Genomic DNA, 14065 nt, shown 5'->3' with positions numbered 1-14065 from the left:
TCTACTGTCCTGCCTCCCATTTCCCGTCCATCTCCTCAATGCGCTGCTGTACTGAGGCGGGTGGTTGTACATCCGGTGAGTTTTCGTGCAGCAGCCATGTCGCTGCGTAATGCGTCTCAGAGACCTGAAACATCGGCGGCTGCTCTTCATAATCGATTTTCAGCGCGTACCGGTTCCGGGGAGCAAAAGCGTCTCCCTTGGGAGGATGAAGCAGATCCGGAGGCGTCCCCGGGATAGCAAACAACTCTTCCTCGCGCTGGTCTACTGTCGGCATGGAGCCAAGGAGGCCCCATGTATACGGATGCTTGGGATTATAGAAAAGTTCATCAACAGAACCGATTTCTACAATTTTACCAGCATACATAACTGCCACCCGGTCCGCCACATTTGCCACGACGCCCAAGTCATGCGTAATGAAAATGATCGAGGTTTCAAACTCCTGCTGGATGTCTTTCATGATATCGAGAATCTGAGCCTGAATCGTTACGTCGAGCGCTGTTGTCGGCTCGTCTGCGATCAATACCTTCGGGTCGCAGGCAAGTGCAATAGCAATAACCACCCGCTGGCGCATACCGCCGGAAAACTGGTGTGGATATTGATCCATTCTTGCCTTCGCATCCGGAATCCGGACCAGCTCCAGAAGCCGCACCGCTTCTGTTTTCGCTTCCTCTTTGTTCATGCCGCGGTGCATCCGCAGCCCTTCCATCACCTGCGTTCCTACCTTCATCGTCGGGTTCAGGGAGGTCATCGGATCCTGGAAAATCATCGCAAAATCCTTGCCCCGGTATTTGGTCATCTGTTTATCGCTCAGCTTGGCAAAATCCTCATCCCCGTATAGAATATTGCCGTTTTTAATATAACCCTTCGGCGCCGGAAGCAGCCCCATCAGCGCTTTTGTCGTCACCGATTTACCCGATCCGGACTCGCCTACGATCGCCAGCGTTTCCCCTTTTCCGACTGAAAAACTAATGTCTCTTACCGCCTGAACCTCGCCGTTAGGTGTTTTAAAGGAAACACTTAAATTTTTCACTTCTAAAATAGTTTCATTACTCATGTTCGTTCCTCCCACATTCTAATCGCGCATCTTCGGATCAAACGCATCACGCATACCGTCAGCCAAAATGTTAAAGGCAATCATTAACACCGACAGCACGACGGCTGGGAATATTAATACGTGCGGCGTAGTCTGCAGGGCATCAAAGCCGTTATCAATCAACACCCCGAGCGAAGCATTCGGAGGCTGCAGCCCCAGGCCGATAAAGCTCAGAAAAGCTTCAAAGAAAATAGCATTCGGAATCGTAAACATCGTGTTGATGATAATCAAACCCATGGTATTAGGTACAAGGTGTCTGGTGATCACTTTAGAATTTGACAGCCCAAGTGTCTGGGAAGCCAGCACAAACTCTTCATTTTTCAGCTTTAAGATTTCTCCCCGAACAATACGCGACATTCCGATCCATCCGGTAATCGCTATCGCAAGCGATATAGAGAGAATACCTGGATCCAAGACGACAATCATCAGAATTAAAATAACCAAATTCGGTATGCCCGAAAGTATCTCTAAAAGACGCTGTAAAAAGTTATCTGTTTTTCCGCCAAAGAAACCAGAAATACCGCCATAAGCTACACCGATAAATAAATCAAGCAGCGTGGCAATGAGGGCAATAAAAAGAGAAACTCTTGTTCCGTCCCACGTTCTTGTCCACTGGTCTCTTCCTAGCCGGTCCGTTCCAAACCAAAAATTGTTTTCTTCTACTCCGGCTGCCGCATAGCTGTCCACACTAACCTGCACCTGAGCAGAGCCTACAGAGCCATCGCCTTCGCTTAATGTTTCGTATTGAACATAATCTTCATTGCCAAAACGGCTCTCGGCATTTGTTTGAGCCTGCTCCGCTGTAATATTTTCAAAAACATATGTTTCCTGGCCGTCCATGCCCAGCCAACCGATATTTTCAAGCATAGGAACTTTTGGAGGTAAATTCGACCGTGACAAATCCTGTTCTCTCGGGGTGTATTCATTCATCATTGGACCGAAGATAGCAAAAAATACGATGAGTAATAATGCTATTAAAGAAATCATCGCTGCTACGTTTTTACGCAGCGCCCGGAAAGCATCCTGCCAGAAAGTCCGACTTGGACGGTTAATTTGTTCCATATCATCTTCCCGTACATCAGCTGGAGAGAATAGTTCTTTGTCGTATTTTTTTTCTTTATCATTTTCGTGCTGCATAACTTTTACTTCCCTCCATCCAGGCGGATTCTCGGATCAATGATACCGTAAAGAATATCGATGATTAAAATAATCAAAACAAATAAGAAACTAAAAAACAGCGTCGTGCCCATAATCATTGGGTAATCGTTTGTCGTTACAGCCGTAACAAACTGTTCCCCGATCCCCGGCACCGCAAAAATCTGCTCGATAACGAGAGTTCCTGTTAAAAGACTCACTGCAAGCGGCCCTAAAATCGTAATTAAAGGAATCAGGGCGTTACGCAGTCCATGCTTGAAAATAACTGCTGACCAGCCGACGCCTTTGGCTCTGGCTGTAGTGATGTAGTCTTTGTTTAATACCTCCAGCATTTCTGTACGCATAAATCTCGCACAAATGGCCATTGGAAATATAAGTAGCGCGATTGTCGGCATTATTGTATGGGCGAACGTCCCCCAGGTGGCTACCGGGAACACCTGCCACTGCACCCCAAGAAAATATTGAAGTAATCCTGCAAAAATAAAGGAGGGAATGGAGGTCCCGATAACAGCAAGCAGGGTAGAACCAAAGTCCAAAATACCGTTATGAAAAATTGCCGCAATCAGCCCTAAAAGGGCTCCTAAAATTGAACCGATGAAAAGAGATTGAATACCCAGTTGCAGAGAGGGACCAATTCGGTTTCCAAGGACCTCGGTTACTTCCCGGTTATCAAACTGAAAAGAAATACCTAAGTTTCCCTGCACAAGCCCGAGCATATAGTCTACATATTGCAGCGGCACCGGTTTGTCTAATCCGTACTGCTCCAGCACAATCTGCTGTTGGGATTCTGACAGCCGATCCGCCGAGCTTAACGGCGTGCCGGGCATCAATTTCATTAAAAAGAATGTAATACTAGCGATAATAAACAAAGTAATCGCCATATATACGATTCTAGTGGCAATATAACGTGCCATACACATTTCCTCCTTGTAAATGTCGTGATGTTTATTCATGGTGCAGCCCTTTTAGATTTAGACACAAGGGAAAAGAGAGTATAAGCCAATTATTATGGATATACTCTCTTGCCTCCTGAAAATATTAATTTATTTAGTTTTTATTCTTCTGTAGCGTCTTCGTTTACATAAGCCCATTTGTATTCAAAGTCAGGACCGGCAGAGTTAACGATAACTCCCTGCAGTTCCGGATTCCAAAGATAAGCCTGAGCTTCCTGATACATTGGAGCAATTACTGCATCTTCTTCAATCAGAAGCTTTTCTGCTTCCAAGAAGTTGTCCCAACGCTCCTGTGGCTGATCAGCCAGTTCGTTGTTTGCTTCTTCGATCAGGGAATCATATTCGTCACTGGAATATCCAGTATGGTTGTTTCCGCTGTCTGTGACAAACAGGTTCATGAATGTGTTTGGATCCACGTAGTCAGGACCCCAGCCGGACATTAACAGGTCGTAATCCATGTTGGTATCGCGGTCGAGACGTTCTTGGAATGGAACCTGCTGCACATTCACGGTCAATCCATCCAAAGTGCCTTCTAACTGTTCTTTAACATAAGCACTGATGTTTTGAGCTGAAGCCGTGTCACCTGTGAGGTAGCCTAATTCTGCACTTTCAGCCCCAATTTCTTCAAGGCCCTGCTGCCATAGTTCCTGTGCCTGCTCTTTGTCTTCTTCCGAAAGATTTCCGTTTACTTCCCGGAAATCTTCTTCTCCTTCAGGGCTGAAGACAAAGTTCCCCGGCATCAAACCGCCCAGAGGCATCGAGCCGTTGTTTAAAATAGTGTTAGTTAAATCTTCTTTGTTTACAGCCATCTGGATGGCTTTACGCGTATTTTCGTTCGCAAGAATTTCATTTTCCTGGTTCATCTTAACGTACCAGGAAGTTGGTTGTTCTACGGCACGATAGTCCTGATCAGTACTGTACTCATCCACGAATTCTGCTGTAAGCTCTGTACGATCGAGTTCGCCCGTTTCATACAGGTTCGTGCCTGTGGATGGTTCTTTAACGACCTGCACATTAATTTCCTCCAACTGTACAGTATCTGCGTCCCAATAGTCTTCATTTTTCACGAATGCCATGCTGTCTCCGGTATTCCACTCTTCCATTGTAAACGGTCCGTTTGTGAGCATGTTATCAGGATTGAGCGCATGATCTTCGCCCTGCTCTTCAACAAATTCTTCATTTAGCGGATAGAATGTCGGGAACGTTGTCAAAGACTCGAAATAAGGAGTCTGCTTTTCAAGAGAAACTTCCAGCGTATGCTCATCTACTGCTTCTACCCCGAGCTCGCTCGGCTCCATTTCACCTTCACTGATGGCCGTAGCGTTTTCAATTACGCCGCCCATCATGTAAGGGCCATACTCAGAAGCCGTTTCCGGATCCACGGCACGCTGCCAGGAATAAACGAAATCTTCGGCTGTTACAGGGTCCCCGTTCGTCCATGTAGAGTCTTCCCGAAGATTAAACGTCCATGTCGTACCGTCTTCACTAATTTCCGGCTCTCCTGTAGCAACGCCATCAGTAATTTCAGCATTCTCGCCAAGACGGTATAGGCCTTCGTAAATCTCCCCAGCCCATTGGATGCCGAACTGGTCTGTAGTAAGTGAAGGGTCCATGGAAGGAATATCACCCGACTGCGATATATCGATAACCTGCTCACCGCTTGCCTGGCCTTCGCCGCCTCCGTCACCACCGCCATTGCCACCGTCTCCGCCGGACTCTCCGCCCCCGCCGCCGGAACACGCTGCAAGTACTGTACTCGAGATTAATGCAGAAGCTAATACTGTCATTTTTGTCTTTTTCATAAGATATGTTGACCTCCCCAAAACTTTCGTTATTTTATTGTGTAAAATTTCTGTTATCTCTGTATTTACAAAGTATACAAGAAATTGCGAATATTTTCATTAATTTTTTAATTTTTTGCGAAAATGAAAATTTATTCGCTTTGTCTATACGAAAAGCATTAATGTTTTTACCTGCAGGGCAGTTATTCGTAAATGAAAGATCCTATTCAGCGGTGGACAGCAATTGTGCTATAATAATGGGCGTTATAAAATTCCTGAAGGAGTCCCATCTATGCATTGGAAGCTGAATCTCTTTGTATTTGCCGCTAATTTAATAGCTGCCGGCCTGCTGTTTTTCATTTTTTCTCCGGCCTTTGAACTGCTGAATGTGATCAATTATGTGTTTTATGTAGGTCTGTTTTATCTAATCATTTTCATTGCAGCGTTTGTAATGCGCGGAGGATTTTTCGATGCCATTACCCACAGCTTTCGAAAAGTGGCTCACCGCCTTGCTCCCTCCAGACCTTCGACTCAAGGCTGGGAACAACGGCTTGCTCCTTCTGAAGTCATTCAGATTTCTTTTTTTCGTATGCTTTTCATTCAAACAACAGCGCTGATTATCCTGGATCTTTTGCTGCTTGCTGTGTACTACGCAGCAAATTAAATTGGCCCGGCTTTATCTGCGCCCGTGGTACCACCACCTTTAATGTTTATTTTCATTCAGGAGTAAGGTAAGAAAACGAATCCTTATACTGTTTTAATTCAACGTTTACATCGGCGTTCAAAATTCCGTCGATCTGTGCTAAATCTCTGTTAACAAAATTCACTAAATCCTCGTTATTTCTAAAATAAGCCTGTAAAATTAAATCATGATTACCAGAGAAAGCACCGACAAATCGCACTTCGGAAAAGCGCTGAAGCTTACTCGCAATTTCGTCCTGCATCCCGAGCTTTGTGCTCAGCCCGATGATCGTCTGCACATCTAGCCCAATTTTGTTCGGATTGGTATGTATGATAAATTCAAAGACATTGTGCCGGAGCATTTTGTTAATTCTTGAACGAACAGTCCCCTCACTCACTCCCAGACAGCGGGCAATTTCACTGTATGATTCCTTGCCGTTAGCCTGCAGATATCCGAGTATCGACATATCTACCTGATCTAATGAAACGCTCATTGGCATCCCTTCTCTTTTTCCCATTCTCACCTTGATGACCTTGCATCCTTTATTACGAATCACCGAGACAACCGCAGATCATTTTAGTAATTTCGTAACATTTCCCCGGGTGGATTAACGTAATTATAAGTAATTGTTCTTATTATTGCAATATTCGTGAAAGAATTTTATGAATTTTTTTGTAAGATTATATAACGCTATATGATTCGAAAACAGCCCGAAGATACTTCCCACACTACAATGTAATCGCTTTCATTACAATCGTATCTTCGAAAGTATTTTGCATAACTATAAAAAACTCTGGCCGCCTAAAGCGTCCAGAGTTTTATCGAAGTCTGCTTATTTTGCTGTAATATACTCTTTGTTGCCCATATATCCGCGAAGCACTTCAGGAATCTTAATGCTGCCGTCCTCCTGCTGATGGTTTTCCATGATCGCTGCCACTGTTCGTCCCAGCGCAAGCCCTGAGCCGTTTAGCGTATGCACAAATTCTGTTTTCGCATCGCGGTCCCGCTTAAAGCGGATGTTTGCGCGCCTGGCCTGGAAATCCTCAAAATTACTGCAGGACGAAATTTCTTTGTAATCTTCATAGCTCGGAAGCCATACTTCGATGTCATATTTCTTTGCTGCCGTAAAGCCTAAGTCTCCCGTACACATGTTCATCACACGATACGGAAGCTCGAGCAGCTGCAGTACTTTCTCCGCATGGCCGGTTAATGTTTCAAGCTCTTCATAGGAATCTTCCGGCGTCGTAAACCGTACAAGCTCCACTTTATTAAACTGATGCTGGCGGATTAAGCCGCGAGTATCGCGCCCTGCTGAGCCTGCTTCAGAACGGAAGCAGGCACTGAACGCAGTATAGGCTTTCGGCAGCTCCTGTCCCGCGAGAATTTCTTCGCGGTGCATGTTCGTGACAGGCACTTCTGCCGTTGGTACGAGAAAATAGTCCTCTTCCCGGATTTGAAAAGCATCCTCCTCAAATTTTGGCAGCTGGCCGGTACCGGTCATGCTGTCGCGGTTCACCATATAAGGGGGGATCAATTCTTCATAGCCGTGTTCATCGCTGTGCAGATCCATCATAAACTGAATCAGCGCCCGTTCAAGACGAGCCCCGGCTCCTTTGTAAAACATGAACCGGCTTCCGGTTACTTTTGCCGCCCGCTCAGCATCAAGCATATTCAGCTCTACGCCAAGCTCCCAGTGCGGCTTCAGGGCAAAATCAAATACCGGCGTCTCTCCCCAGGCTCTTACCTCTTCGTTATCCGATTCATCTTCGCCGACCGGAACTGTTTCATGTGGAACATTTGGAATCGAAAGCAGAATCTGCTGCAGGCGTTCATCCTTTTCACGGATTTGCTCATCCAGTTTTTTAACTCTGCTTGATACGTCCCGCATTTCCGTAATCAATTCATCGGCGTCTTCTTTGTTTTTCTTTTTAGCTGCGATTTCATCGGAGACGGTGTTACGCCGCTGTTTTAACTCCTCCGTCTCCTGGATCAGCTCCCTGCGTTCCCGGTCAAGTTCTTCAAAAGAATCCAGTTCACTGATATCTTCATTTCGCTTTGAAAGCTGCTCTTTTACTGCATCAAAATCATTTCGCAATCGTTTAGGGTCTAGCATAGGTGATTCCTCCTTCGTATAGTAGCTGTTTATATATTATAAAAAAGCCCCGCCCCTGTGAATCAGGGACGAGACTTTAATTTCCCGCGTTGCCACCCTCGTTGCAGTAAACGTTACTGCCGGCTTCTTCTCTCATCCGTTAACGGGGACGAGCCGAAAACGGCTACTTACGTTCACCGTTTTACTCCGGACGGGATTCCTTTTACACTTTCATCGGTTCACACCAACCACCGACTCTCTGAAGAAAAATGCAAAAGTACTATTGTCCATCAACGCGATTGTATTTACACATTTACTGCCGCCTGTGCTTCACGTACCATCTGTACGAAATACTGATGAAATCTGCGGTCGTTCGTCAGCTCCGGATGAAAGGAGCAGGAAAGCAGATGATCCTGCCGTGCCACCACGATTTCATCTTTATATTCTGCAAGCACTTCGACATTTTGTCCAACTTCCGTAATTAACGGGGCTCGGATGAATACCGCTTCCACATCATTCGCGACTCCGCGAATGGAAAGCTCAGTTTCAAAGCTTTCACGCTGGCGTCCAAAGGCATTACGCTGAACCGTCATATCCATCAGTTCGAGATGGCCTTCCGGTTCGCCTACTACGTCGGTCGCCATTAAAATCAAGCCGGCGCATGTGCCAAACACTGGTTTTCCTGCTTTGGCAAATGACTGCAGCGGTTCAAAAAACTGATATTTTTCCACCAGCCGCCGCATCGTCGTGCTTTCGCCGCCTGGAAAGACCAGTCCATCAATTTCTTCAAGCTGTTCCGGCCGTTTTACGATAATAATTTCCGTATCAGGGGCCTCTAAACTTTTGACATGTTCACGAACAGCGCCTTGAAGAGCTAAAACGCCGATTTTCATCATGAGTAAAAACCCCCTGTAATTATATTACTGGCTGCGATCCTGCATGCGGTCAAAGCCTTCAAGCTGGGAAATATCCATCCCGGTCATTGCAGTACCCAGCCCTTTGGACAGCTTAGCGATCAGCTCATAGTCTTCATAGTGAGTCGTCGCCTCTACGATGGCCCGGGCAAATTTATCCGGATATTCGGATTTGAAAATACCGGAGCCTACGAATACGCCGTCGGCGCCGAGCTGCATCATTAAAGCAGCGTCAGCCGGTGTTGCTATGCCGCCTGCTGCAAAGTTAACGACTGGAAGACGTCCTTCTTCGCGAATTTGAAGCAGCAGTTCGTACGGAGCACCAAGGTTTTTAGCTTCTGTCATTAATTCGTCCTTTGAGAGGCCGATCACTTTACGAATCTGAGACTGGATCAAACGCATATGGCGTACTGCTTCCACGATGTTGCCGGTACCCGGCTCTCCTTTTGTCCGCAGCATGGAAGCCCCTTCGCCAATACGGCGGGTCGCTTCACCGAGATCACGAGCTCCGCAGACAAACGGCACCGTATATTCTGATTTATCCATATGATACACATCGTCCGCCGGTGTAAGCACTTCGCTTTCATCAATATAATCAGCGCCCAGCGATTCGAGCACCCGGGCTTCCACAATATGGCCGATACGGGCTTTTGCCATTACAGGAATCGATACAGCGTCCATCACTTCCTGAACAATTGTAGGATCTGCCATACGGGCTACGCCCCCGGCAGCACGAATATCCGATGGCACCCGTTCCAGTGCCATAACAGCTACTGCTCCTGCCTCTTCGGCGATTTTCGCCTGTTCTCCGTTAACGACGTCCATAATAACGCCGCCCTTTTGCATTTCAGCCATGCCTCTTTTAACGCGGTCTGTTCCTCTCTCTGCCATACTTCAGCCCTCCAGCTCCATTATTCTATCTATTGCCACCGATTTGGCGGTGTAATAATAACACTCAGTAGCCCTATTGTAACACTATACTATGTCCGGATAAAGTATCTTGTTTGCAGCTGAAAAAGCTTTTCTGCCGGCTTTTATTTATCAGCATCTGCGTGCCGGAAGCTGCTGAACAGGTTGCCGATGCTCTGCACAATATTTCCAAACCATCCGCGCTCCTCCACGGCTTCACCTGCTGTCAGAGGCACTTCTGTACGGCTCGTCCCGCCCTGCACATACGAGGCTTCGCTGTTAGTGACGACCACTGTTCCGACCTCTTCCCCCTTTTCGATCGGGGCTTCATTTTTGGATACGGCAATTTCATATTCCGGTTCTATTTCCTCCGATGAAATCAACTCCAGCTTTTCTCCAGCTGTCACGTCTATGCTTTCTTCCTGGCCGCCTTCAACTTCAATGGATGATTCCCCATCGATTTCTGCGCCCTTCTCCACGAGTGTCCGGCTTTCAAGCTCGCGTTCGGCATAATCGTACAGTTTAGCCGTTTCTGTGAAGCGCGACATTTTCGTTTCTGCGTTCATCACTACCGATATATATCTGTTTCCGTCCTGTTCAATCGTCCCGGTAAAAGCATTGCCGGCCAGATCAGTGGTCCCTGTTTTCAGGCCATCCACTCCTTCGTACTCCTGTTCGAGCCCTGGAAGCATTTTATTCCAGTTAACCATATCGATTGGTTCTTCCGTGCCTTCTTTAAATGTTTTTTTCGGAATGCCAGCCACCTCCAGCACTTCAGGATACTCATCCAAAAGATGGTAAGCCAAAAGGGCCGTATCGTTTGCCGACATCATGTTTTCTGCATTTTCTTCGCTGCCTTCCGGTGCATAACCCATCATCGTGGAATTATTCAGTCCGGTCGCATTCACGAATTCATATTTCTCCATACCAAGCTCTCCGGCCTGCTGATTCATCCGGTCGGCAAAAGCTGCCTCGCTGCCCTCGATATGTTCTGCCAGAGCTATCGTTGCTCCGTTCGCGGAATAAATAGCCATAGCCTCGTAGAGCTCTTCCACTGTATAGGTTTCGTCCTTGCGAAGAGGGACGTTTGACAAATTTGTCTGAAGAGAAAGCTCGCGGACTTTATCGCTGATTGCTACTTCGTCGTTCCAGCTGATATCTCCGTCCTCGATTGCTTTGTTTACTATGTATTCTGTCATCATTTTGGACATACTGGCTGCAGAAAGCAGTTCATCGGTATTGTCTTCAAAAACTACCTGTCCTGTATCTGCATCTATCATAATAGAAGCGCTTGCTTCTATCTCAGGCTCTGCCGCTTGAGCCGGCAAGCTGCCGAACGTCCAAATGGCTGCAGCCGCCACGCAGGAAACACCTGCTGTTTTCAACTTATTTCTCCTCAATCTCTGCACCTCCGTGGTGTTTTGCTATCGCATATTTTACCACAGCCCCATTTTAAAACATACCTGCCATTGTTCCTTTTATAAAGCCGCCTGCACTCGACAACATCAATAGATATTTCCCGGGAAATATCTATTGGCATAAAAAAGACGGGAGCCGGCGGCCCCCGTCTTTCGTTCTTAGGAAGAGTAGTTTGGTGCTTCTTTCGTAATCTGCACGTCGTGAGGATGGCTTTCCCGCAGGCCGGCATTGGTAATGCGCACGAAGCGGGCATCTTCACGCAAAGATGAGATGGTCGGAGTGCCGCAGTAGCCCATACCGGCCCTCAAGCCGCCAAGCAGCTGGTGGATCGTATCCTTCAGCGGGCCTTTATAAGGAATACGGCCTTCAATGCCCTCAGGTACAAGCTTTTGGCTGTTTTCCTGGAAATAGCGGTCCTTGCTTCCCTGCTCCATAGCGCTCATTGAGCCCATGCCACGGTAAACTTTAAACTGGCGGCCCTGATAAATTTCACGCTCTCCAGGACTTTCTGTCACTCCTGCAAGGAGGCTGCCGAGCATCACTGCATGAGCACCGGAAGCCAGAGCTTTGGCGATATCGCCGGAATATTTGATTCCGCCGTCGGCAATAATCGGTACGTTATGCTTATCCGCTTCTTCTGCACACTCATATACAGCGGTGATCTGCGGAACGCCAACGCCGGCTACTACGCGGGTTGTACATATGGAGCCCGGGCCGATGCCGACTTTTACAATGTCGGCGCCTGCCTCAATTAAATCCCTGGTTCCTTCAGCTGTGGCCACATTGCCAACTATCAGCACAACATCAGGATAGCTGCTGCGGATTTCTGCAATTTTGTCGAGGACGCCTTTGGAGTGACCGTGGGCAGTATCGATCACAATTGCATCGGCTTCTGCTTTAACCAGAGCTTCCACACGTTTATCCGTATCGGCGCTCACCCCGACAGCCGCTCCGACGAGCAATCTTCCCTGGGTATCCTTTGCCGAATGAGGGAATTCGATTACCTTCTCGATGTCTTTAATCGTAATCAGGCCTTTCAGGGTGCCATCCTTTTCTACAAGCGGAAGCTTTTCAATCCGGTGTTTCTGCAGTACATCCTCCGCTTCCTCAAGCGTGGTTCCCACTGGCGCTGTAACGAGATTGTTGGCGGTCATCACCTCTTTGATTCCAATCGAATAGTCTTCGATAAAGCGGAGATCGCGGTTCGTAATAATTCCCACCAGCTTTTGGTTCTCGTCAACGATCGGTACGCCGGAAATGCGGTATTTTCCCATTAGATGTTCTGCATCGAACACCTGATGGTCCGGATGAAGGAAGAAAGGATTCGTAATAACTCCGCTTTCTGAGCGCTTCACCTGATCCACCATTTCTGCCTGGGCTTCGATAGACATGTTTTTATGCACTATACCGAGACCGCCGGCCCGTGCCATCGCAATCGCCATATCTGCTTCCGTCACTGTATCCATTCCAGCACTTACAACAGGAATATTTAAAGGAAGCTTATCGGTTAACGATGTCCGTACTGATACATCCCTTGGATGAATATCAGATCTTGCCGGTAACAATAAAACGTCATCAAATGTTAGACCTTCTTGGGAAAACTTATCTGCTCGCACGAATCTTCCTCCTTCAAAATGGTTGGTTTTACAGGATTTCTCACTGTCCTGCTGCCTGTAACTATATTTATTTCTAATATCTTATCACGTTTGAGCCAGTCTCAGAAGTAAAAGGAATATGTTTTATTTTTCCGAAAATTTATAAACAGGCGCTAATAATTATGTAAAGGATTTCAAAGCTGTACCCACCATGCTAGATCACATGGTGGATGGCTGACTTTTCGTTTAGCTGGACGACCTGACCGTCTTTATCAAGCTGAACCAGCGGATATTCTATTTCACGGCGGTCCAGGTGCACGATCGAAGCAGAGCTGCCGTCGGCGAGCTGCACTTTCTTTCCAGTCATTACAGTAATGAACTGCTCTGTTAATGTTTCGACTACGGCGGGGGGCAGCTTTCCAAACGACTGCACCGTCAGCTCACGCATGGCATGAAAAGCCGATTTCCCCTCATTCTCCAACCGCTCGCTTGCCATGGCGTGATACATGTCCGCCGCTGCTACAAGACTGCCCAGCACATATATTTTGCCGCTTTTCATCCCGAATGGATACCCGCTTCCATCCTCACGTTCGTGGTGCTGCAAAATAGCCAGCAATACCTCATCACTGAGCATCCCGGTAGCCTTTGCCATCTGGTAGCTCTGAATCGGATGCTTTCCCGCCTTCTGACGTTCTGCGGCAGAAACTCTGGCCAGGGAAGCGTCACACAAGAGCCCGGCGAGCGCCGCCCCGAGCCATTCCTTTCGGCTGCAGCCATGCTTTTTAGCCAGCAGCGCAGCTAAAAGCGCCACCGATACCGCATGATGACTCTCGTACTTTTCCTGTTCTGCAAACTGATAGCTGGTAAATATATGAGAAGCGTTTTCTTCAATATCCTCGAGCAGAGGAGCAACAACGGCACGAGCTTTTTTCATTTCAATGGGGGCTCCGGCTGTCCATGAGCGCCACATGGCTTCATGCGCTTCTACCGCTGCATCATAAACGTCTTCAAATCTCGGCTGATGATGCCGTATGGCTGTCTCAGTCTCTTCATCTGGTGAAAAGGGATCACCGTTGACAAGCACCGGCTTTACTTCAATATACTCCACAAGAAACTGTTTGATAATATCGACTAACTGCTCTGTCAGCGCCGTTTGTTTTCTGACCACCGGTGTTTCGTTCACTGCATAGATATCGTTCATCAGAACACATCCAGGCACTGCCTGATTAATATGTATCCGCATGGAGACCACTCCATTTCTCCTAATATAATACTTATATTTTACTATTTCCCCCGGAAAATACCACTACTTTCCCTATTCTTATGAAGGTTTTTAGAATAAAATTCCATTTTCCACGAAAAAAAGCCCAGCCGTTTAAAATACGGCTGGGCTTCCAGGCTGTCGAGAAAGTCTCCTTTCTCGGCAGTTTTTTTGTAGGCAAGCGCCCCGAAGGGTCGTATACTAAAAAGAA

The 14065-nt window shown here is 47.1% G+C and carries 12 protein-coding genes and 1 other annotated feature; of the genes, 1 reads left to right on the top strand and 11 read right to left on the bottom strand.

Annotation, left to right across the window (positions count from 1 at the left end; translation table 11 throughout):
• Window position 1 precedes the first annotated feature (1 nt).
• From ACTRXH_RS11655 to ACTRXH_RS11640, 4 genes are all read right to left on the bottom strand, one after another.
• Window positions 2-1054: an ABC transporter ATP-binding protein gene (locus ACTRXH_RS11655; RefSeq protein ID WP_474282208.1), complete on the bottom strand. Its 1053-nt coding sequence runs from the start codon at window positions 1052-1054 to the stop codon at window positions 2-4.
• Window positions 1055-1072: 18 nt separating this feature from the next.
• Window positions 1073-2230: an oligopeptide ABC transporter permease gene (opp3C, locus tag ACTRXH_RS11650; RefSeq protein ID WP_474282206.1), complete on the bottom strand. Its 1158-nt coding sequence runs from the start codon at window positions 2228-2230 to the stop codon at window positions 1073-1075.
• A gap of 5 nt (window positions 2231-2235) precedes the next feature.
• Window positions 2236-3162 carry an oligopeptide ABC transporter permease gene (opp3b, locus tag ACTRXH_RS11645; protein ID WP_474282204.1) on the bottom strand — a complete coding sequence of 309 codons (927 nt, stop codon included), beginning with the start codon at window positions 3160-3162 and terminating at the stop codon, window positions 2236-2238.
• A 140-nt stretch (window positions 3163-3302) separates the two neighbouring features.
• Window positions 3303-5003, bottom strand: a complete 1701-nt coding sequence (locus ACTRXH_RS11640; protein WP_474282202.1) for a peptide ABC transporter substrate-binding protein — start codon at window positions 5001-5003, stop codon at window positions 3303-3305.
• 271 nt (window positions 5004-5274) lie between these two features.
• On the opposite strand from ACTRXH_RS11640, the gene ACTRXH_RS11635 reads away from it, so the two are divergent.
• Complete coding sequence (locus ACTRXH_RS11635; protein WP_474282200.1) at window positions 5275-5646, top strand: DUF3899 domain-containing protein; 372 nt, start codon at window positions 5275-5277, stop codon at window positions 5644-5646.
• A gap of 52 nt (window positions 5647-5698) precedes the next feature.
• Here ACTRXH_RS11635 and ACTRXH_RS11630 read toward each other — a convergent pair whose 3' ends face one another.
• From ACTRXH_RS11630 to ACTRXH_RS11600, 7 genes are all read right to left on the bottom strand, one after another.
• Complete coding sequence (locus ACTRXH_RS11630) at window positions 5699-6157, bottom strand: Lrp/AsnC family transcriptional regulator (RefSeq protein ID WP_022792933.1); 459 nt, start codon at window positions 6155-6157, stop codon at window positions 5699-5701.
• A gap of 339 nt (window positions 6158-6496) precedes the next feature.
• Window positions 6497-7777, bottom strand: coding sequence for a serine--tRNA ligase (gene serS, locus ACTRXH_RS11625; RefSeq protein WP_474282198.1), 1281 nt, complete (start codon window positions 7775-7777; stop codon window positions 6497-6499).
• 61 nt (window positions 7778-7838) lie between these two features.
• Window positions 7839-8059 (bottom strand) — a binding site (T-box leader).
• Between the two features lie 2 nt (window positions 8060-8061).
• Complete coding sequence (pdxT, locus tag ACTRXH_RS11620) at window positions 8062-8652, bottom strand: pyridoxal 5'-phosphate synthase glutaminase subunit PdxT (RefSeq protein ID WP_474282196.1); 591 nt, start codon at window positions 8650-8652, stop codon at window positions 8062-8064.
• A gap of 24 nt (window positions 8653-8676) precedes the next feature.
• Window positions 8677-9561: a pyridoxal 5'-phosphate synthase lyase subunit PdxS gene (gene pdxS / locus ACTRXH_RS11615; RefSeq protein ID WP_474261222.1), complete on the bottom strand. Its 885-nt coding sequence runs from the start codon at window positions 9559-9561 to the stop codon at window positions 8677-8679.
• 143 nt (window positions 9562-9704) lie between these two features.
• Window positions 9705-10964, bottom strand: coding sequence for a D-alanyl-D-alanine carboxypeptidase family protein (locus tag ACTRXH_RS11610; protein ID WP_474282194.1), 1260 nt, complete (start codon window positions 10962-10964; stop codon window positions 9705-9707).
• A gap of 192 nt (window positions 10965-11156) precedes the next feature.
• Window positions 11157-12614, bottom strand: a complete 1458-nt coding sequence (guaB, locus tag ACTRXH_RS11605) for an IMP dehydrogenase (protein WP_322525339.1) — start codon at window positions 12612-12614, stop codon at window positions 11157-11159.
• 193 nt (window positions 12615-12807) lie between these two features.
• On the bottom strand, window positions 12808-13836 hold the full coding sequence (locus ACTRXH_RS11600) for an HD-GYP domain-containing protein (protein WP_474282192.1): 1029 nt from the start codon (window positions 13834-13836) through the stop codon (window positions 12808-12810).
• Window positions 13837-14065 lie beyond the last annotated feature (229 nt).

The sequence above is a fragment of the Marinococcus sp. LNHM5E3-2.1 genome (assembly GCF_056034365.1).
The sequence above is the reverse complement of the archived record's forward strand: the minus strand, read 5'-3'. Positions and strand labels throughout refer to the sequence as shown.